The organism is Pseudomonas flavescens, from assembly GCF_013408425.1.
Classification (GTDB): domain Bacteria; phylum Pseudomonadota; class Gammaproteobacteria; order Pseudomonadales; family Pseudomonadaceae; genus Aquipseudomonas; species Aquipseudomonas fulva_A.
In genome coordinates this window covers 5,585,735-5,606,048 of the sequence record NZ_JACBYV010000001.1, presented here as the reverse complement: position 1 = coordinate 5,606,048, position 20,314 = coordinate 5,585,735, and the positions used below count along the sequence as shown (strand labels likewise).

Here is a 20,314-nt window from a genome sequence, read left to right as displayed (position 1 = left end):
AAAAAGGGCCAACTCCGAAGAGAGGCCCCCAAAATCTAAAGCTAAAATTTATTACGATTTAGTGCAACCACTTGGAAGGAAAGAGTCTTTGAACGAGGTAGGTGCACTGACAACACGGCAAGTCCAAACGCCATCAGCGGCACGACCCAACTGAATGCTGGCGCCAGCGATGGCAGGATTTCCAGCCAAAGCACAGGTCAGCGCATTGTTTGCGACGCCAGCAACAGGCCTATTCACACCGATAGTAGTGCAACGTGCAGTACTTGCTGCGAGCCCCATATTAGTAGCGGTGTAGAAGGCATCTGCTTTGCCCTCGTTCACTGCAGACTCATACGAAGTCTTGGCGCCGGCAATTTCAGCCAGGCCGGTAGTTACCTGAGTCTTGGCAACATAGTCTTGATAGGCCGGAATAGCGATTGCAGCCAAAATACCAATGATCGCAACAACGATCATCAGTTCAATGAGAGTGAAACCCTTCTGCATTTGAGCTTTCATATTAATCTCCGAGTTAGTGTTAGGCAGACAGCCTGACACAAGCAATGCAGTTCTCGTGCCAGAAAACCACTCGCACAATTTTCGCGGTAATTCAGGCAGGTCAAATCAGCTGTCCTCCAGTTTGAATCGGCTAAAGCCGCTAATTTTTTTCACCTTGTGCCATTTTTCGTCAGTTCGCTACCAGCCGTTTGGCAGCAATTGGCATCTGCGCTATAACGCATCCAAAGAATTGCATGAGGTTCCCATGAGCGAGAACATTCCCCTTTCCGGCCTAGCCAAGCAAGTGGTGCTGGCTGAATTGCTAGATGAAAAAGCCGCTCAGCAAGCGCAAGCACAAGCCAAGCGCAATAAGCTGTCGCTAGTGCATTATCTTGCGCAGAACAAATTGGTTAAAAGCAGAGCCCTGGCCGAGCTTACCGCAGACCAGTTCGGCATCGCTTATTTCGACCTGTCGGCGCTGGACAAAGATAGCCAGCCAAAGGAGCTGGTTAGCGAGAAGCTTGTACGCCAACACCGCGCGCTCCCTTTATGGCGCCGGGGCAACAAGCTTTTCGTCGGCATTTCCGACCCCTCCAACCACCAAGCCGTAACCGACATTCAGTTCAGCACTGGCCTTTCCACCGAGGCTCTGCTGGTGGAGGACGACAAACTTGGCGATGCCATCGAGAAATTTTTCGACACGGGCCATACCGGACTGGAGGACATGGGTGATGTCGATCTCGATGGGCTGGAAACCGAATCGGTGGATGATGACAAAAGGGGCGACGGGGCTCAGGAGGCTGACGATGCTCCAGTCGTTCGCTTCGTCAACAAGATGCTGCTCGATGCAATCAAGGGTGGCTCGTCCGACCTGCACTTCGAACCCTACGAGAGAAGCTACCGCGTGCGTTTCCGTACGGACGGCATTCTCCATGAAACGGCGCGCCCGCCTATCCAGCTAGCACCGCGCATTGCTGCACGCCTGAAGGTAATGGCCGGGCTGGATATTTCCGAACGGCGCAAGCCTCAGGATGGCCGTATCAAGATGAAGATATCGAAGAGCAAGGCCATCGACTTTCGTGTGAACACTCTCCCGACCCTATGGGGGGAGAAAGTTGTAATGCGGATTCTCGACCCCAGCAGTGCCCAGATGGGCATCGATGCACTGGGCTACGAGGAAACCCAAAAGGACCTCTACATGGCGGCGCTAAAGCAGCCCCAAGGGATGATTCTGGTCACAGGCCCCACAGGCTCGGGCAAAACCGTCTCCCTCTATACAGGCCTGAACATTCTCAACACTGCTGACGTAAACATCTCTACCGCCGAAGATCCGGTGGAGATCAATTTGGAAGGCATCAACCAGGTAAACGTAAACCCTAAACAAGGGATGGACTTCACCCAGGCGCTGCGGGCATTCCTGCGCCAGGATCCGGATATCATCATGGTTGGTGAGATTCGTGACCTGGATACGGCGTCTATCGCCATCAAAGCCGCACAGACCGGTCATATGGTGATGTCGACCCTGCACACCAATAGCGCAGCGGAAACCCTGACACGGCTACGCAACATGGGTGTTCCCTCCTTCAACATCGCCACCTCGGTGAACCTGATCATCGCCCAGCGCTTGGCTCGCAAGCTCTGCGGCAGTTGCAAGAGAGAGGTGCCGATTCCCAATGAGGCGCTTCTGGAGGAGGGCTTCCCAGAAGACAAGCTTGGAACCTTCAAGCTCTACGGGCCGGTGGGGTGTGAAAATTGCAAGGGCGGTTATAAAGGTCGTGTCGGTATTTATGAAGTAGTTAAAAACACGCCAAGCCTGCAGCGGATTATCATGGAGGAAGGCAACTCCATCGACATTGCCACGCAAATGCGTAAAGACGGCTTCAACGACCTGCGCACCTCGGCCCTGCTGAAGGCCATGCAAGGCGTTACCAGCCTCGAGGAAGTCAACCGCGTGACCAAGGATTAATCATGGCAGCAGCAAAAGTAGCAAAGACCAGCACGTTCGTCTGGGAAGGCAAGGATCGAAAGGGTTCCGTAGTCAAGGGCGAGCTTAGCGGACAAAACCCTGCGTTGGTCAAGGCTCAGCTGCGCAAACAGGGGATTAACCCGACCAAGGTACGCAAGAAAGGTATATCGATATTAAGCACGGGCAAGAAAATCAAACCCATGGATATCGCATTGTTCGCTCGGCAGATGGCGACAATGATGAAGGCAGGCGTACCACTGCTGCAGTCCTTTGATATCATTGCCGACGGTCTGGAAAATCCAAATATGCGTAAGCTTGTCGACGAGCTCAAACAGCACGTAGCAGCAGGTAACAGCTTTGCAGCTGCGTTGCGTACGAAGCCCGCTTATTTTGATGATCTATTTTGCAATTTAGTTGACGCAGGGGAACAGTCAGGAGCACTAGAAACTTTGCTAGATCGGGTGGCGACCTACAAAGAGAAAACCGAGGCATTGAAAGCCAAGATCAAAAAAGCAATGAACTATCCAATAGCAGTAGTCGCAGTGGCAGTGATCGTTACTTGTATTTTGTTAATTAAAGTAGTTCCACAGTTTCAGGATGTTTTCTCGAGCTTCGGGGCAGAGCTGCCTGCATTTACACTTTTTGTAATCGGTATCTCAGAAGGGCTCCAAGAGTGGTGGTTCATCTTCATTATCACGTTTGTGGCAGCAGGTTATGCCTTCCTGCAAATTAAACAACGTTCGGAAAATTTCCGTGATGCTTTAGACCGCTCTATCCTTAAAGCCCCCGTTGTGGGCAATATAATTTACAAATCATCGGTTGCACGTTATGCCCGCACCCTGTCGACTACTTTTGCTGCCGGCGTCCCATTAGTTGAGGCGCTTGACTCGGTAGCGGGAGCAACAGGCAACGTGGTTTTCCGCAATGCCGTTAACAAGGTAAAGCAAGACGTGTCCAGCGGCATGCAGCTGAACTTCTCCATGCGCTCTACCAATGTGTTTCCTGCCATGGCAGTTCAGATGACCGCTATCGGTGAAGAGTCAGGCGCACTGGATACTATGCTCGACAAGGTGGCCAGCTACTACGAAGCAGAAGTTGATAACGCAGTTGATGGGCTAACAGCTCTCATGGAGCCCCTGATCATGTCCGTTCTCGGCGTACTGGTCGGCGGCCTGATCATCGCCATGTACCTGCCAATCTTCCAGCTGGGTGCCGTCGTTTAATCCATGACCGTAATCGACTTCCTGGCCGGCAATACGCCGGCCTTCGTTTTCTGCGCGCTCGTTGTCGGGTTGCTGGTCGGCAGCTTCCTCAACGTCGTGATTCACCGCCTGCCCAAGATGATGTTTCGCGACTGGCGTATTCAGGCGCGTGAGGTGCTGGAGCTACCGGCAGAGCCCGAGGGTGAGACTTACAATCTGGTACTTCCCCACTCCAGTTGCCCGCAATGCAAGCATGAAATCCGCCCGTGGGAGAACATCCCGGTTGTCAGCTACCTTTTTCTGCGTGGCAAGTGCTCTGGCTGCAAGGCGAAGATAAGCCTGCGCTATCCGCTGGTCGAGCTAAGCTGCGGGCTGTTGTCGGCGTATGTCGCCTGGCATTTCGGCTTCGGTTGGCAGGCGGCTGGCATGCTGGTGCTGGCCTGGGGGCTGCTGGCGATGAGCCTGATCGATGCTGATCACCAGCTATTGCCGGATTCGCTGGTGCTGCCGCTGTTGTGGTTGGGCCTGATCGCTAACCACTTCGGCTTGTTCACCAGCCTCGAAGAAGCCCTGTGGGGTGCGGTCGCCGGTTACCTGAGCCTCTGGTCGGTGTTCTGGCTGTTCAAGCTGGTCACCGGCAAGGAAGGCATGGGTTATGGCGACTTCAAGCTGCTGGCGATGCTCGGCGCCTGGGGCGGCTGGCAGATTCTGCCGCTGACCATCCTGCTGTCCTCGGTGGTCGGTGCGGTACTCGGCGTGATCATGCTGCGAATGCGTGATGCCAATACCAGCACGCCGATTCCCTTCGGGCCCTATCTGGCCATTGCAGGCTTTATCGCGCTGCTGTGGGGCAAGCAGATCACCGACGGTTATTTGCAGTTTGCAGGCTTCAACTAACGCCCGGGCCTTGCGTCGAGCAAACCAGGCTGCGGGCCGCTGCGGTGAATGGCCTGGCCATCGCCGATAGCGCGGTGAACCTTCATACGCTTCGCGCCGAGGGCGGCGCTCCTACACTTCTGGTGGCGTGTTGCGATTCTGTGGGAGCCGCGCCCCCGCGGCGAATAGGACGGGCAAAATCGATGGTGCGGACAGCGATGCAATCGCCTCGCTTCGCAGCGAATGCCGCCTCGGATAGCGCGCCAAGCCTTCGATCTTTTCGCGCCAAGGGCAGCGCTCCTGCAATCGGGGCGCTTGCCAACACGCAGAGCTGATTCGCCACACGCAGGGTCGCTCCTTTACAATTCGCCCCTGATTTCGAATGAGGGGCGCGCGCGCACCATGAAACTCTGGACGCTCGGCCTTACTGGCGGCATTGGCAGTGGCAAGAGCGCGGTTGCCGAACACTTCGTCGCACTGGGCGTGGACCTGATCGATGCCGACCAGGCCGCGCGCTGGGTCGTGGAGCCTGGCCGCCCCGCCCTGGCCGCCATTGCAGAGCACTTTGGTGCACAGGTTCTGCAGGCCGATGGCCAGTTGAACCGTTCGGCCCTGCGCGCACGGATCTTCGCGAATCCCGCGCAGCGCCGCTGGCTGGAGAGTCTGCTGCACCCGCTGATCGCTGAGGAGGTTGCGCAGTTCCTGGCCAATGCGAAATCGCCCTATGCGATCCTGGTGTCGCCACTGCTGATCGAATCCGGGCAGTACAAATTGACGCAACGCGTGCTGGTAATCGACGTCCCCGAGCGGCTGCAGATCGAGCGCACCATGCGCCGCGATCGGCTGTCAGCTGAACAGGTGCAGGCGATTCTGGCCGTTCAGGCGACCCGCGAAGAGCGCTTGCGCCATGCCGATGACGTGCTGACCAATGATCGCGACCTGGCCTGGGCGCGAAGCGAAGTCGAGCGCCTGCATGCCTTTTACCTGACCTTGAATGGAGGCCAACCATGAGCACACCTACCCTCGTCGCCTGCCCGACCTGCGCCGCCCCCGTTGAATGGGGCCCGCAGAGCCCGAGCCGGCCGTTCTGCTCCGAGCGCTGCAAGCTGATCGACCTCGGCGCCTGGGCCTCGGAAGAGCACGCGATTCCCGGCAACGAACTGGAAGATGACCTTTTCTCCGAAGATCTGCCGCCTAGCCGGCACTGACAGCTGCCGATTGCTTCGGACCACTTGCAACCGCCTGCCAGATGAAGGACGGTCCGACTTCCAGGCCGGCGATTTTCGTCAGCGTGATCGATGATCGTTGCGGCGACCAGAGAGGCCCGCCCATCGGTTGAGGAATCCGCCAGTGAAACCACACGGGAACACCATGAGCCCTCTGCAAACCCTCCTCGCCACGGTGCCGCAGCAAGGGCAGGTGCGCTGGATCGGCGTGCGTCCGCAGTCACGTGGCGAGATGCTCGCCCTGGACGCAGTGGAAGCGCGCCGTGAAGCCGGCCTCACCGGAGATCATGCGCGCCCGGGGCCACTTAACGCGCGGCAGGTCACGCTGATCCAGTGGGAGCACCTGGCCGTGGTCAGCGCCCTGCTGGGGCGCGATCCCGAACGCGCGATAAGACCGGAAGATCTGCGGCGCAATATCGCCATCAGCGGCATTAACCTGTTCAGCCTCAAGGGTCGCCGCTTTCGGATCGGCCAGGCCATTCTGGAAACCACTGGCTGGTGCCAACCCTGCGCACGCCTCGAGGAGCGCCTGGGCCTGGGAACGTTTCAGGCAGTGCGCGGCCACGGCGGCATAACCGCACGAGTGCTGCAGGGCGGCGTCATCCGCCTGAGCGACTCGCTCGAGGTCGAGCCTCTGGAGCGATTCGAGTAGCGCCAGAGCACTCCATGTCGCGCTCCGTGCACAGTGGCACCCTGCTAGACTGAGCGCATTGTGGAAGCGGTGGCTGCCCTGCCGATTGAACCTTGGTGATCAACGTCGAGTCGATGAATACCTGAGTGCCCCTCGGCATCGCTGCGCACGTCGGTTCGACCTGCCCTGCTGAGCCGCCCTCCGAGTCGCCTGGCGCTATGAGCCTTCGCTCGCCCGGACTCGACACCGATTTTTTAGCCTTGTGAGAAGTATCGATGACCCATCGAATCGTAATTGTCGGCGGTGGTGCCGGCGGCCTGGAACTCGCCACCCGCCTGGGGAGAACCCTCGGCAAACGTGGCAAAGCGCATATCACGCTGGCCGACGCCAACCTGACCCACATCTGGAAACCGCTGCTGCATGAAGTGGCTGCTGGCTCGCTGAACTCCACGGAGAACGAGCTCAACTACGTTGCCCAGGCCAAATGGAACCAGTTCGAATTCCAGCTTGGCCGCATGAGCGGCCTGGATCGCGAACGCAAGACCATCCAGCTTGCGGCGACTCTGGATGAAGACAACCGCGAACTGGTGCCCGCGCGCGAACTCGCCTACGACTCGCTGGTGATCGCGGTAGGCAGCACGACCAATGACTTCGGCACGGAGGGAGCGGCCAACCACTGCATCTTCCTGGATACCCGTGAACAGGCCGAGCGTTTCCACCGCAAGATGCTCAGCCATTATCTGCGCGCCCATGCAGGCAATGGCGACAACGACCAGATCAGCGTTGCCATCGTCGGCGCCGGCGCCACCGGCGTGGAACTGGCTGCGGAGCTGCACCACGCTGCCCACGAGCTGGCGGCCTACGGCCTGGATCGTATCCGCCCCGAAAACATGCGCATCACCCTGATCGAGGCAGGCCCACGCGTGCTACCAGCGCTGCCGGAGCGCATCAGCGCACCCGTGCACCGTACCCTGCAGAAGCTCGGCGTGAACGTGATGACCAATGCCGCGGTGAAGGAGGTCACGGCTGACGGCCTGCTGACCGCCAGCGGTGAACAGATTCCAGCCAGCCTCAAGGTGTGGGCAGCGGGCATCCGCGCGCCAGCGTTTCTCAAGGATCTGGATGGCCTGGAGAGCAATCGCATCAATCAACTGGTCGTCACATCGACCCTGCAGACCACGCGCGACGAGAACATCTTCGCCTTCGGCGACTGCGCAGCCTGCCCGATGGGCGATGGCAGCGAACGCAATGTACCGCCTCGCGCGCAGGCCGCTCACCAGCAAGCCTCGCTGCTGGTCAAATCGCTTGCGCTGCGCCTTCAGAATCAGCCGCTGCCGACATACGCCTACAAGGATTACGGCTCGCTGATCTCGCTGTCGAGCTTTAGCGCCGTCGGCAATCTGATGGGTAACCTGATGGGCAGCGTGAAGCTGGAGGGTTGGCTTGCGCGGATGTTCTACGTGTCGCTGTATCGCATGCACCAGATGGCGCTTTATGGCCCATTCCGCACGTTGCTGCTGATGCTCAGCGACCGTATCGGCCGCAGCACCGATCCGCGACTCAAGCTGCACTGATTCCAAGGGCAGCCTGTCGTAAGGTGGACGACGCTTGCCCCGTCCACCACTCTGCAAGCGCAATGGTGGATGAAAAAAGCGTCAGCTACGCCCCCATCCACCATCCGGGGAGCAGGACGCTGCCGCCAGAAAGCAAAAAACCCGCTCTAGGCGGGTTTTTTACTCTCAAGCAGTGCTTGAAATGGTGGGTCGTGTAGGATTCGAACCTACGACCAATTGGTTAAAAGCCAACTGCTCTACCAACTGAGCTAACGACCCAAAAATGGTCGGGGTGAGGGGATTCGAACTCCTGACATCCTGCTCCCAAAGCAGGCGCGCTACCGGACTGCGCTACACCCCGAAGAAAGATTGGCTCCGCGACCTGGACTCGAACCAGGGACCCAATGATTAACAGTCATTTGCTCTACCGACTGAGCTATCGCGGAACTATGCTTCTTTCAGTCTCTGTTACTAACTTTTGGCTTTCGCCATTTGCCGCTGCAGAGGCGCGCCATTTTACGGTTCCGCGAACACATGTCAACCCCCTAAATTGCTTTTATGACAATGCTTTGCGAAAGAATGGCCAATTGCTATACCTTCACCGCATACCTGCACTGTTCGAAGCACCACGGTGAGGTTTCAATCAGGATTACAGATGACCACTCAGGGCACGCCGCCGACACCACCAAACGGCTCGCGCACACTGGCAAGCCGAGGCATCCAACCCCGCTTCAGTGAGCTGGGGCAGAGCTGCCGCAAGATGGTGCTCAATCATCTGGCGGATAATCTGCAGCGCACCTTCGCCCAGGTCGATGACACCCTTTTCCAGTGCGCGGAGAAAGCCGAGAACAATCAGGTGCAGGCATTGTTCTTCGACAACATGCGCAGCATCCGCAAACTGCGCCCGCAGATCGAACGCCACTATCACCTCAGCATCTCTCAGGGCATTGCCGACTTTCTCGACGGCAAGCGGGTAGCAACCACGACATCGCCCACTGATATGCATGCCGAGGACATGGCCCTGGTACAGACCGAGGATTACGAAGAGATCCTTCAGGTGACCAATATGGCCAGCCGCGTTCAGGCCCGCTGCGCCCAGGCATTGTTCGCGCTGGAGCAGCGCCTGGCCCTGCTCAATAACGGCCAGCCGCTGCCCGAAGGCAGCAACCCGATCGCGCCGAAAACCATCGCCCAGGCTTTTCTAGGCGCACTGGCTCCCTGCGGGCTGACGCTACAGATAAAGCTGGTGCTGTATGGCCTGTTCGATAAACAACTCATGCACGAACTGGACAAGCTGTATGACGCGCTCAATCAGCGCCTCATAGATGCCGGCGTGCTGCCCAACCTGAAATACACCGCCACGCGCTCGGCGCAGACAGCTCGTGCGCCTGCGCAGCCCGAGGCGGCACGGCAGCAGACCCGCAGCAACGTGACCGATGAGCCCGCGCTGCTCGATCTGGATGCCGCGCCGCCTGCCGACCTGAATCAGCTGGTCGACGGTGTCAGCGCCCTGCTCGCCGAGTACCGCAAGCACCAGAGCGCACTCAGCCTGCTCAGCGGCACGCCCAGCATGGCCAGTTTCGCGCCAGAGGGGGCGAGGCGTACCTACGATGCGGGTGAGTTACTGGCGGCGCTCAATCGCATGCAGCAGACCTCCGCCAGCGAACTGGCCCTGCGCCTGGAACACCCCCTGCAGGTCGCCGGGCTGAAGGCTGATCTGCAACGACAACTGGCCAGCCACAGCGAGGATCCGCAGCAGCACCGCCTGGGCAATCGTGAAACCGATGTCATCGACCTGGTCGGCATGCTGTTCGATTTCATTCTCGATGACGACAATCTGCCTCAGCCCTACAAGGTCGCGCTCTCCCACCTGCATACGCCGTACTTGAAAGTGGCATTGCTGGACAAGGCATTGTTCACCCGCCAGCACCACCCGGCGCGCAAGCTGATCAACGCCATGGCCAAGGCTGGCGTTCTCTACGGCGCAGTGGATGAAACCCATGGCCTGCTGGCCAAGGTGCACTGGGTGGTGAAGCAGGTGATTCAGCACTTCACGGGCGACCTGCACCTGTTCGACGAGTTGTTCAGCGAGTTCAGCGAGTTCACGGGCACGCTCAAGCAACGCGTCGACCTGCAGGAACGCCGTGCCGTGGAAACCGCCAAGGGCCGCGACAAGCTACTTGGCGCACGGCACACCGCCGCTCAGGTCATTGCGCAAAGCCTGGCCAAACGCTCGCCGCCGCCGATCATTCGCCACTTCCTCGAACGCACCTGGATCGACGTGCTGGTATTCATTCAACTGCGCCACGGCCCAACCAGCAGCGAGTGGCAGCGCGCCAGCGAAGCCGCCGAGCAACTGGCCTGGAGCGGTACGCCACTCGATGCGGCGCAACGGGACCACCTGCAGCGGGTACGCGTCGAGATGCTCGAAGCGCTACGCAAAGGCCTGATGCTGCTGGGCGGCTATCACGAAGACGATATCCGCCGCCTGTTGCAGGACCTGGTCGCCTGCCAGCACGCCGTGCAAGCGGGCCAACCGGGGATCGCCTCAGGGCTTGCGTTGCCGCCCAGCCCAAGTCAGTTAGGCGCGATGCTGGGAGACGATGCCGCGCTCCTCGACCCGACCCTGGCCAACGCACCACTGTCGAAGGGTGGCATGCGCCTGGTGGGTGATCTGGAAAAAATCGAGTTCGGCACCTGGTTCGAATTCATCGAAGGCGATAGACGGCAGACGCTGAAGCTGTCCTGGTACAGCCCCACGACCCACAACTACATGTTCGTCGACCTCAACGGACAGCGTGCCGCGGTCAAGTCGATCAGCCAGTTGGCCCTGGAAATGGAACAGGGTACGGCACGCCTCAGCAAACCGGACCGCGCGGCGCCCATGGTCGATCGTGCATTGACCGCCGTTTATCGCGTTCTGCAGCAACTCACCGGCCGCAATCAATGAGGTTCGTGTATGGATGATCGTCGTCAGCATGCCCGTTACCAGGCCACGTCACTGCTTGAAGTTTTCGAACAGCACAGCGGTCGCTACCTCGGCCGTGTCGCCGATATTTCCAGCGATGGGCTCATGCTCTGCAGCCCAACGTCTCAGCCTGCCGATACCCTGGTGGAATGCCAACTGGTGTGCCAGACGCCGCTCAACGGCGTGGGCGAGCTGCACTTCATCGGCGACTGCCTGTGGAGCCGCGAGGGCGAGCCAGGCCAGCAATGCTGGGCGGGTTACCGCATCATCGATATCGATCAGCACAACACCGAGGCGCTGAACGCCGTCCTGCGGCACTTCCAGGCTCATACCTGATCTTCCGACCCGGGCCGGAAAGCCCGATTGCAGAGCCCGACCCGCCCGACCGATAGACAGCATCGATCAAGACATCGGCAACAGCGATTAGACGCATACTGGCCAAGGGCCTACGCTTCTCTGTGTCAATCCGCCGCAGGGGAGCTTGCCGTGCCCCGGTCAGCCGAGATATCCAGCACTTCCGACGTTACCGCACCAGCTGCCGCGCAGCCGGAGAGCTACGCCTACGCGGAGCTCGGCAACCCAGAGACCGGCGACTGCGCCGTCCTGGCTCAGGAGAGTGCGCTGGCCATCAGCTACAACGGCATCAGTTATGCCGTGATGATGGTGTCGCCCACAGCAGTGGAGGACTTCATCGCCGGTTTCAGCCTCAGCAGTGCAGTGGTCGACTCCATCGACGATATTTATGACATTCGTTTGCGTTATATCGGCGCAGCGATCAATGCCGAAGTAGAAATAAGCAGCCGCGCCTTCTGGGCAATGAAGCAACAGCGCCGGCAGCTGGCCGGAAGCAGTGGCTGCGGCCTGTGCGGCGTGGAAGCCCTCGATCAGGCCCTGCCGCAATTGACCACCCTGGCCAAGGCCGAGCTGCCCGACCCCGCTCACCTGGTCAACCTGCGCGAGCGGATCGCCGCCGTTCAGGACCTGGCCCGCCGCAGTGGTGCCCTGCATGCCGCCCTGTATGTCGATGGCAGTGGCGAGATACGCGCCTGCCGTGAAGACATCGGCCGGCACAACGCGCTGGACAAGCTGATCGGCGCCCTGCTGCGCGAACACCTCGATGTTCGCCAGGGCTTTGCGGTGGTAACCAGCCGCTGCAGCCTGGAATTGATTCACAAGGCGGTCAGAGCCGGCCTCGGCAATCTGGTCAGCCTTTCGGCACCGACCGCCCTCACCGTGCAGTGGGCGCGCCGGCACAACCTCAACCTGATCCATCTGCCCCACCACAGCGCGCCCCGGGTCTACAGCCCCGCGCCGCCTGCAAGAGAAGAACAGCCATGAGCCTGCAACCCGTTAACCCGCGTTACAAACCCTATAAAGGCGCTGCCGCCGGTTGGGGTGCGCTGATCAGCGTCACCCAGTTCTGGCTGGACAGCAAACAGCCGTTCAAGAACCTGCGTGCGCTGCTCAAGACCAACCAGAACGGCGGCTTCGACTGCCCGGGCTGTGCCTGGGGCGACTCCCCGGAAGACGGCCGCATCAAGTTCTGCGAGAACGGTGCCAAGGCAGTCAACTGGGAAGCCACCAAACGCCGCGTCGACGCGAAGTTCTTCGCCAAGTACAGCGTCAGCCAGTTGCGTGAACAGAGCGACTACTGGCTCGAGTATCAGGGCCGACTGACCGAGCCGATGCGTTACGACGCAAGCACCGATCGCTACGTGCCGACCTCCTGGGACGACGCTTTCAGCCTGATCGCCAAACACCTGAAGAACCTCGAAAGCCCGAACCAGGCCGAGTTCTACACCTCCGGCCGGGCCAGCAACGAAGCGGCGTTCCTGTATCAGTTGTTCGTTCGCGCGTTCGGCACCAACAACTTCCCCGACTGCTCGAACATGTGCCACGAAGCCAGCGGTGTCGCGCTGATCCAGAGCGTCGGCATTGGCAAGGGCAGCGTGACCTTCGCGGACTTCGAACACGCCGATGCCATCTTCGTGCTCGGCCAGAATCCGGGCACCAACCACCCGCGCATGCTCGAGCCGCTGCGTGAGGCGGTGAAACGTGGCGCCCAGGTGGTGGCCTTCAACCCGCTGAAAGAGCGTGGCCTGGAGCGTTTCCAGCACCCACAACATGCCCTAGAAATGCTTACCAACGGTTCCGAGCCGCTGAACACCGCATTCTTCCGCCCGGCTCTCGGCGGCGACATGGCGGCGCTGCGGGGTATCGCCAAATTCCTGCTGCAGTGGGAGCGCGAAGCGGTCGCCAAGGGTGACAAGCCGGTCTTCGACCACGCCTTCATCGCCGAACATACCGATGGCGTCGATGCCTACCTGGCGGTGCTCGATGAAACCTCCTGGGAATCGCTGGTCGAGCAGTCCGGCCTGACCCTGGAAGACATCGAGCAGGCCGCCCTGATGTACCGCCGCGCCGACAAGGTGATCATGTGCTGGGCGATGGGTATCACCCAGCACTTGCACTCGGTGGCGACCATCCAGGAAATCGTCAACCTGCAACTGCTGCGCGGCAACCTTGGCCGCCCTGGCGCGGGCCTGTGCCCGGTACGTGGCCACAGCAACGTGCAGGGTGACCGCACCATGGGCATCAATGATCGCCCACCGGTGCTGCTGCTCGACAACATCGAGAAGCGCTTCCAGTTCAAGGTGCCCCGCGAAAACGGTCACAATACCGTGGAAGCGATCAACGCCATGGTCGATGGCCAGGCCAAGGTGTTCATCGCCCTGGGTGGCAACTTCGCCCAGGCCACGCCTGACAGCCCACGCACGCATCAGGCACTGCAGAATTGCGAGCTGACCGTGCAGATCAGCACCAAGCTCAACCGCAGCCACCTGACCACCGGTACCGACGCACTGATCCTGCCGTGCCTCGGCCGCACCGACATCGACGTTCAGGCCAACGGCCCGCAAGCGGTGACCGTGGAGGATTCGTTCAGCATGATCCACGCCTCCAACGGCCAGCTCGATCCGCTGTCGAAGGAAATGCGTTCCGAACCGGCCATCGTTGCCGGTATCGCCAAGGCCACCCTGGGCAATCACCCGGTGGACTGGGATGCGATGATCGCCGACTACAGCCGCATCCGTGAGCTGATTGCCGACACCATCCCCGGCTTCCAGGACTTCAACAACCGCGTACAGCACCCGGGCGGCTTCTACCTGGGTAACTCGGCTGGGGCCCGCCAGTGGAAAACCACCACCGGCAAGGCCAACTTCAAGGCCAACGCCCTGCTCGCCGATCTGCTGCCAGCACAGGTCCGCAACAGCGGCCAGACGCCGGATCTGATCCTGCAGACCATGCGCTCTCACGATCAGTACAACACCACCATCTATGGCCTCGACGACCGCTACCGCGGCGTCCGTGGTCAGCGTGACGTGCTGTTCGTCAACGAGGCCGACCTAACGCGACTGGGCTACAAGCACGGCCAGAAAGTCGACATCACGTCGCTATGGGACGATGGCATCGAGCGCAAGGTCGTCGGTTTCACGCTGCTGGCATTCGACATCCCGGCAGGCCAGGCGGCCGCCTACTACCCGGAAGCCAACCCGTTGGTGCCGCTGGAAAGCGTCGGCCTGGGCAGCCACACGCCGACCTCCAAGTTCGTCGCCATTCGCCTGCACGCGGCGCAGGAAACCGCGCGTATTCTGTAAGCCTTGGCACCGCCCTCCCGCTCCGGCGCATGGCTGGAGCGGGAGGGTGACTGGCTGCGTACGGCATGCCCGATGCATGCAGCTCGTCGGAAACAGTGGCACTTATCGCCAAAAATAAGCTCTGATGTCCCTTTGCCGTTACCGCCCTCGGTTAACGTGCCCGCTTGAGCGCTCGACCGAAGCGCGTAGTTTCCAACCCAAGCCACGATGTGGCCCTTCGGGTTTCTGCCAGACGAGCGACAACCGTGCGAATGACCACCAGGCCGACTGCCTGGCACTTGGGTCATTGGCCTGCAACGGGAGGGAATACCATGCGGTTTTCATCTGCCGTCCTGCTTGGGGCGGCTCTGCTGAGCATCCACGCCCAGGCGGCGATCATGGAGCGCGAGCTGGGTGACTACGAGCTCAACCTGGGGACTACGCCGAGCCGCAGCATGGCGCAGGGGCTGGTCAAGCCAGAGAGCGGCGGCGCCTTTCACGGTGGCCTCGACTTGAGCCATCCAAGCGGCTGGTATCTGGGACAGTGGTCGCCCAATCTGGGTATCAGTCCAGGCAGTCGCATGGAGCTCAACAGCTATGTCGGCTATCGCCAGCAATTCGTCGACTCGCTTGGCTATGAAGTCGGCACCATTCGTTACAGCCATCCGGGTTACACCTACCTCGACAGTCAGGACGTCTACGCGGGCCTGACCTATGACACACGACGCTTCGGCTTCTCCTTCAGCAATGACCCCAGCCGTTTCAACAGTACGGTTCTGGCCGACCTGGGCCGCATCCACTTGCTGGGCATGGCCGTCGTGGTGCGCTACGGCAATCACTTGCTCGACAACCCCAAGACGGTTTCTGGCGGCGGCCAGGTGAATTCGTTCAATGACTGGTCCCTGAGCCTGTCTCGGCCCTGGAAAGGCATCGACTTCGATTTTTCCTATTCGGACTCCAGCCTGAGCGGCGACGCCTGTTCGGCCTATTCGGGCCACAATACCGAGTGCGAGGGCTGGTTCCTGATCAAGGCCTCCCGTTCGCTGTTCTGAATACGGGCAAAGCCACGCGCCGCCTGGGCAAGCCCAACGTCGCACACATTTAGATACATTCATTCGTGTATCTTTAATCCCCCCTCTCGGGAATTTCCTTGCAGATCAGGCTCTAAGCTTGTGTCGCCGGTACAGCACCGCCGACCGCATGATCCATGGCCATGCCATGACTACGCCCGCAAGGGTATTTTTCGAGGGTTGCGCGATGCGTACATTCCTTACCGCATTGGCTTTCAGTGCACTGGTTTCTCCCCTGGCCAACGCCGATACCACCAAGACCGCCATTGGCAGCGGCGTCGGTGGCGCACTCGGCAATATCGTCGGTCAGCACCTGGGTGGCAGCACAGGCGCCGCGATCGGCGCTGGCCTGGGCGGCGCAGCAGGTGGCGCCATCAGCTCACGCAACAAAACGGAAGCCGCATTGGGCGGCGGCCTGGGTGCAGCAGGCGGGTCGGTACTGGGCAGCCAGTTCGGTGGCAGCACCGCATCGACCATTGGCGCAGGTCTGGGTGGCGCTGCCGGCGGCGCTCTGGCCAACGAGGTGGCCGACAGCAACCGTAACGAATCCCGCTACCGCGATAACGGCCATCGCCATGGCAAGAAGCACTACAAACGCCATCACAAACATCGTCATCGCTAATATCCATACAACCAAGGGCGCCGTCAGCGCCCTTGGTCGTTCAAGGGACTCGCAACGCGTCCATCGCCAGTCGTAGCGTTTGCGGAATGGCAACCGGTCGGTTGCTCGACCGGTCGACGAACACATGCACGAAGCGCCCGGCCGCACAGGCCTGCTGCTCCCCTTCCTTGAACACCGCCAGCTCGTATTGCACCGAGCTATTGCCCAGATTGCCGACACGCAAGCCGATTTCGATGCGCTCGGGAAAGGCAATCGAAGCGAAGTAGTCGCAACTGGAGCTGACCACGAAGCCGACGACCTCGCCACGGTGGATGTCCAGGCCGCCCACCTCGATCAGATAGGTATTCACCGCACTATCGAAATAGCTGTAGTAGGTGACGTTATTGACGTGCCCGTACAGGTCGTTGTCATGCCAGCGCGTAGTGATCGGCAGGAAATGACGGTAGTGCTCGCGCAGATGCTGCGGCTGCTGCATGGGGACGACACCTTGCGTGGAGGATAAGCCGGCATGGTGCCGGCCTCCGCCACCACTGACAACCCGCGAGCAGCCATTCGATCAGTAGGCGACCTGATAGATCGCCAGCGCATGGGCCTGGGTCATCTCCCGCGGATTATTGGCCAGCAGACGCTCGTGCAGCATGGCATCGGTAGCCAGACGTGGCAGCAGCGCATGGTCGACACCGATGTCACGCAGGCGCCCAGGCAGGCCGCTACGCTCGCTGAGGTCGGCCAGTTCGATGATGAACTGCTCGGTATGATCCGTGGCATCGCCCGCACGCAAACGCTCGCCGAGCAACAGCGGCGCCAGCTCTTCATAAAGCGGTGCGGCGACGGCTGCATTGAAGCCCAATACATGCGGCAACAGCACCGCCGTACTCACCCCGTGAGGCACCTGACAATGCCCGCCGAGGGGATAGGCCAGGGCATGCACTGCCGCCAGAGGCGCGTTGGCATAGGCCTGACCGGCGAGACAGGCGCCAAGCAGCATGGCCTGACGTGCCTCGCGGTTACTGCCGTTGTGCACCGCTTCGTCCAGATTGGCGCCGAGCAAGCGCAACGCCTCGCGAGCGAGCATGTCGGACAGCGGATTCTTGCGCCGCGCGCCGGTGTACGCCTCGACAGCGTGGCCCATGGCGAGCATGCCGCAGGCGGCGGTTACAGGCGCTGGCAATTGCAGGGTGAGATCAGCATCCAGCAGCGCCAGGTCCGGCAGCAAACGAGCCGACACCACCGCGATACGCGTCGCATGAGCCGTAGTGACCACCGCAATGGGCGTGACTTCAGAGCCACTGCCTGCAGTGGTCGGTACCTGAATCAACGGCAGGCGCTGCCCCATGGCCTTGTCGAGCCCATACAGATCATCAAGCGATTGCCTGCATTGCGGGTGGGCCAGCAAGGCAACCAGCTTGGCAACGTCCAGAGAGCTTCCGCCGCCGAATCCAATGATCAGGCCGGCCTGCACGTTCTTCGCGAAGTGTGCCGCGGCGTTTACCACGCTCTCCGGTGCTCCCGCCGTTACCCCATCGAATAGGTGCAGGGCGATATCACCGGCAGCAAAGGCAGCCCGTACTTCTTCGACAAAATCGAGCCGAGCGACACCGGCATCGGTGACCAACACCACCGAGCGCGCTCCCCATGCTCGGCACAAGGGCACGAGCCGCTGCACGGCTCCCGGTTCGCAGATGAGATGGGCGGCCGTAGCGAAACTGAATGGCTGCATGACGCTTTCCTCTTCCAGTGGAGCGCTTGGATGATTGCGCGGCAGGCCATGCTTTTTTACGAATCGTACGAACTCGCAGATCACCACGATCAGGCAACGGCCCCTGCTGTTCATAGTAGGCCGTGAAACGACATCTGCCCGGAAAAGCCGATGACTCCTGCCATTCGTCGCGTTCTTGGGGACATACAGCATGCTCCGCAACGCACTTCCCCGCCGCAAGGCGCTTCGCTCGGGCATTTGGCCTCTGACCGCGCAGGCGAGCAACCATGCACCTTTGCACGCAGATGACGCAGATCGACGCGACTGCCCGACATTCAGCCACCGAAAAAGTGCTAGTCCATCCGGTTCTTGGGTTTATGACACATCCGCCTAAGGGATGCGTGATACCGGGCTTAGACTGAAAGCATCGAAGCGAAAGATGAGGTGACTCATGCCCCTTTCTATCGACGGCATGAATATCGGCCAGTACAGCTACCGCCCCGTTACGTCGTCGGGCAATGGCCTGCAGACCAACCAACTGGAGCGGGTGACGCCGTCCGCTCAGCGTCTCAATGAAGCACAGGAACGCCTGCTCGAACGTCAGCGCCTGGAGCAGGATCGCCAGGAGCAGCTGCGTGAGGCACGTGAGCAGCGCATCGCCTTGCAGGAGGAGAGAGAAGAGCGAGCGCTGCAGTTGCGTCTCGAACGTGAAGATGCGGCGAGCGCTCTCGATGAGCAATTGCGTGAGCAGCGCCTGGAAACCTTGCAGGAGCAGCGTCAGGACAACCTCAACCCGCTGTCGGCGGAGAACCTGGCAAGGCAGCGGGTACAACTGGAAACCAATCCAGCGGCCACCAATGCCTACCAGGTCAGCCCGCGATTGGCCGAGCAAGCCATCTCGACGTATCGGCAGACCGAGTCACCGGACTTCATCGGACGCAGCCTGGTGGCCTGACAAACGAACCGGCCGCCATGGGACGTCGCGATAACGACGCCCCATGGCGGCCGGTTTCATGCACGAGTTGGGAACATGCGCTCACCCGGACGAGTAAGCGCATCGAGAAATCATTCCTTGCCGAGCGCCTCCTGACGTTCCAGAAACTCTTCTTGCAGCAGCGCATCGGAATTTTCCGGCTCGCTGACATCCAGTTCCTGCTCGAGATGTCCGGTACCGACCGCTTTGCTTTCCAGCTTGCCGACCAGATGCTCCAGCGCGTGGCGCATCTTCTCGGCAGCGCCCTCCACCGCCTGATCCAGTGACTCGGCCTTGTGAGTGACCGAAAGCGGCTGATGGCCCTTGGGCCTGGCTTCGATCTGGCAGCGCTTGTCATCGGCACCGCTCTTGCTGCCATTCTCGTCGCTGATGTGCACTTCGACACGCGACAGGAACTCCTCGTAACGCTCCAGACGATCCGCCACCGATGCGCCGACCCATTCCTGGAGTCGGGCACTGCCTTCGATATGGTTGCTGTTCACTTGAACTTGCATGGTATTCCTCGCTTTTGACGGGTCTACAAGCTTGGAGGCAACGGATCAGGACTAGGTTCCTGCTGATTACCCCCTCGGCCAAGATACGCAGCACGCGCCAAGAAAGCGAAGGATGATCAGAACCGGTCGCGGATCACCACCTCGTCGAATGGCAGCTTGCCGATCCGCGGCTTGGCATCGACAGCTTTTCTGCCCACCGCGACCATCAGGCCGATCACGTGATTTTCCGGCAGATTGATCAGCTTGGCCACGGCATCGAAATCGAAACCATCCATGGGACAGGAGTCCAGGCCCTTGCCACGAGCGGCCAGCATCAGGGTCTGCGCCATCAGGCCACAACTGCGCATGGTCTCGTCGCGCTGCACCTGAGGCTTGTCACGGTAGTAGGTGTCGATGGCACCCGCCATGTACTGCTGCACTTCAACCGGCGCCCCCTCCCACACTCGACCGACATTCTGCTCCCAGCTATCGACCTGCGCACAGATCACCACGAGCATCGAGGCATCGGTCATCTGCGCCTGCCCCCAGCCAGCTTCGCGAATCTGCTGACGCAAGGCCGGATCACTGACCTCGACCAGCCGCACATGCTGCAGGTTGAACGCTGACGGCGCGAGCAGTGCCAATTGCAGCAACTCGTTCTTCTCTTCACTGCTGAGGGTGAACCCTGCGTCGTAGCCCTTGATGGCGCGGCGGCTGCGAATGGCTTCGTCGATATGCATGGGAAACTCCTGAATCGCTGACGGAAAGAATCAATGCTAGGGTCTGTTGCCTGGCAAAACCATCGGGCTTTTGCGATTCGATTCATCGCCTGCAACGATTTATTCGAACCCCGTCCGCCCTGGTCAGTCGATTACCCATAGCCCGCACCAGCGCGGGTTTGCCACGCGCCTTGCGAATCGTGCAT

At 60.4% G+C, this 20,314-nt stretch carries 19 protein-coding genes and 3 tRNA genes; 14 read left to right on the top strand and 8 right to left on the bottom strand.

Annotated elements, in window-relative coordinates:
* Positions 1-51 precede the first annotated feature (51 nt).
* Complete coding sequence (locus tag FHR27_RS25040; protein WP_179539850.1) at positions 52-495, bottom strand: pilin; 444 nt, start codon at positions 493-495, stop codon at positions 52-54.
* A gap of 244 nt (positions 496-739) precedes the next feature.
* Here FHR27_RS25040 and pilB point away from each other — a divergent pair, with 244 nt between their 5' ends.
* The 7 genes from pilB (at position 740) to FHR27_RS25000 (ending at position 7,949) form a co-directional block, all read left to right on the top strand.
* Positions 740-2,440 (top strand): type IV-A pilus assembly ATPase PilB, encoded by a 1,701-nt coding sequence (gene pilB / locus FHR27_RS25035; RefSeq protein WP_179539849.1) that lies wholly within the window; start codon positions 740-742, stop codon positions 2,438-2,440.
* Positions 2,441-2,442: 2 nt separating this feature from the next.
* Complete coding sequence (locus FHR27_RS25030; RefSeq protein WP_179539848.1) at positions 2,443-3,663, top strand: type II secretion system F family protein; 1,221 nt, start codon at positions 2,443-2,445, stop codon at positions 3,661-3,663.
* A gap of 3 nt (positions 3,664-3,666) precedes the next feature.
* Entirely contained in the window at positions 3,667-4,539 is an 873-nt protein-coding gene (locus FHR27_RS25025; RefSeq protein ID WP_179539847.1) for a prepilin peptidase, read from the top strand.
* 381 nt (positions 4,540-4,920) lie between these two features.
* Complete coding sequence (gene coaE / locus FHR27_RS25020) at positions 4,921-5,529, top strand: dephospho-CoA kinase (protein WP_179539846.1); 609 nt, start codon at positions 4,921-4,923, stop codon at positions 5,527-5,529.
* Positions 5,526-5,726 carry a DNA gyrase inhibitor YacG gene (yacG, locus tag FHR27_RS25015; protein ID WP_042554690.1) on the top strand — a complete coding sequence of 67 codons (201 nt, stop codon included), beginning with the start codon at positions 5,526-5,528 and terminating at the stop codon, positions 5,724-5,726. Before coaE ends, yacG begins: the two co-directional genes overlap by 4 nt.
* Before the next feature lie 163 nt (positions 5,727-5,889).
* A complete protein-coding gene (locus FHR27_RS25010; RefSeq protein WP_179539845.1) occupies positions 5,890-6,396 on the top strand; it encodes an MOSC domain-containing protein in 507 nt (168 codons plus the stop codon).
* Positions 6,397-6,650: 254 nt separating this feature from the next.
* Complete coding sequence (locus tag FHR27_RS25000) at positions 6,651-7,949, top strand: NAD(P)/FAD-dependent oxidoreductase (RefSeq protein ID WP_179539844.1); 1,299 nt, start codon at positions 6,651-6,653, stop codon at positions 7,947-7,949.
* A gap of 182 nt (positions 7,950-8,131) precedes the next feature.
* On the opposite strand, the gene FHR27_RS24995 is transcribed toward FHR27_RS25000, so the two are convergent.
* The 3 genes from FHR27_RS24995 to FHR27_RS24985 form a co-directional block, all read right to left on the bottom strand.
* Positions 8,132-8,207 (bottom strand) — tRNA-Lys (locus FHR27_RS24995).
* 5 nt (positions 8,208-8,212) lie between these two features.
* Positions 8,213-8,289: transfer RNA gene (locus tag FHR27_RS24990), tRNA-Pro, on the bottom strand.
* A gap of 9 nt (positions 8,290-8,298) precedes the next feature.
* Positions 8,299-8,374: transfer RNA gene (locus FHR27_RS24985), tRNA-Asn, on the bottom strand.
* A 209-nt stretch (positions 8,375-8,583) separates the two neighbouring features.
* On the opposite strand from FHR27_RS24985, the gene FHR27_RS24980 reads away from it, so the two are divergent.
* The 6 genes from FHR27_RS24980 to FHR27_RS24955 all read left to right on the top strand — a co-directional run bounded on the left by FHR27_RS24980 (position 8,584) and on the right by FHR27_RS24955 (position 16,223).
* A complete protein-coding gene (locus tag FHR27_RS24980) occupies positions 8,584-10,878 on the top strand; it encodes a DUF1631 domain-containing protein (protein WP_179539843.1) in 2,295 nt (764 codons plus the stop codon).
* A gap of 9 nt (positions 10,879-10,887) precedes the next feature.
* Complete coding sequence (locus FHR27_RS24975; RefSeq protein WP_042554686.1) at positions 10,888-11,232, top strand: PilZ domain-containing protein; 345 nt, start codon at positions 10,888-10,890, stop codon at positions 11,230-11,232.
* Between the two features lie 150 nt (positions 11,233-11,382).
* Positions 11,383-12,234 carry a formate dehydrogenase accessory sulfurtransferase FdhD gene (fdhD, locus tag FHR27_RS24970; protein WP_179539842.1) on the top strand — a complete coding sequence of 284 codons (852 nt, stop codon included), beginning with the start codon at positions 11,383-11,385 and terminating at the stop codon, positions 12,232-12,234.
* Entirely contained in the window at positions 12,231-14,552 is a 2,322-nt protein-coding gene (locus tag FHR27_RS24965; protein WP_042554684.1) for an FdhF/YdeP family oxidoreductase, read from the top strand. Before fdhD ends, FHR27_RS24965 begins: the two co-directional genes overlap by 4 nt.
* Before the next feature lie 311 nt (positions 14,553-14,863).
* Positions 14,864-15,583 (top strand): TorF family putative porin, encoded by a 720-nt coding sequence (locus FHR27_RS24960; RefSeq protein WP_179539841.1) that lies wholly within the window; start codon positions 14,864-14,866, stop codon positions 15,581-15,583.
* 205 nt (positions 15,584-15,788) lie between these two features.
* Entirely contained in the window at positions 15,789-16,223 is a 435-nt protein-coding gene (locus tag FHR27_RS24955) for a hypothetical protein (RefSeq protein WP_042554682.1), read from the top strand.
* Between the two features lie 40 nt (positions 16,224-16,263).
* Here the strand turns inward: FHR27_RS24955 and FHR27_RS24950 are convergent, their stop codons facing one another.
* Both FHR27_RS24950 and FHR27_RS24945 read right to left on the bottom strand, forming a co-directional pair.
* Complete coding sequence (locus tag FHR27_RS24950; RefSeq protein ID WP_179539840.1) at positions 16,264-16,698, bottom strand: acyl-CoA thioesterase; 435 nt, start codon at positions 16,696-16,698, stop codon at positions 16,264-16,266.
* A gap of 81 nt (positions 16,699-16,779) precedes the next feature.
* A complete protein-coding gene (locus tag FHR27_RS24945) occupies positions 16,780-17,943 on the bottom strand; it encodes an iron-containing alcohol dehydrogenase (RefSeq protein ID WP_179539839.1) in 1,164 nt (387 codons plus the stop codon).
* Between the two features lie 430 nt (positions 17,944-18,373).
* Between FHR27_RS24945 and FHR27_RS24940 the strand changes: the two genes are divergently transcribed.
* On the top strand, positions 18,374-18,877 hold the full coding sequence (locus tag FHR27_RS24940) for a hypothetical protein (RefSeq protein ID WP_179539838.1): 504 nt from the start codon (positions 18,374-18,376) through the stop codon (positions 18,875-18,877).
* A 110-nt stretch (positions 18,878-18,987) separates the two neighbouring features.
* Here FHR27_RS24940 and FHR27_RS24935 read toward each other — a convergent pair whose 3' ends face one another.
* Both FHR27_RS24935 and FHR27_RS24930 read right to left on the bottom strand, forming a co-directional pair.
* On the bottom strand, positions 18,988-19,410 hold the full coding sequence (locus FHR27_RS24935; RefSeq protein WP_042554679.1) for an HPF/RaiA family ribosome-associated protein: 423 nt from the start codon (positions 19,408-19,410) through the stop codon (positions 18,988-18,990).
* A 116-nt stretch (positions 19,411-19,526) separates the two neighbouring features.
* Positions 19,527-20,129 (bottom strand): nitroreductase family protein, encoded by a 603-nt coding sequence (locus tag FHR27_RS24930; protein ID WP_042554678.1) that lies wholly within the window; start codon positions 20,127-20,129, stop codon positions 19,527-19,529.
* Positions 20,130-20,314 lie beyond the last annotated feature (185 nt).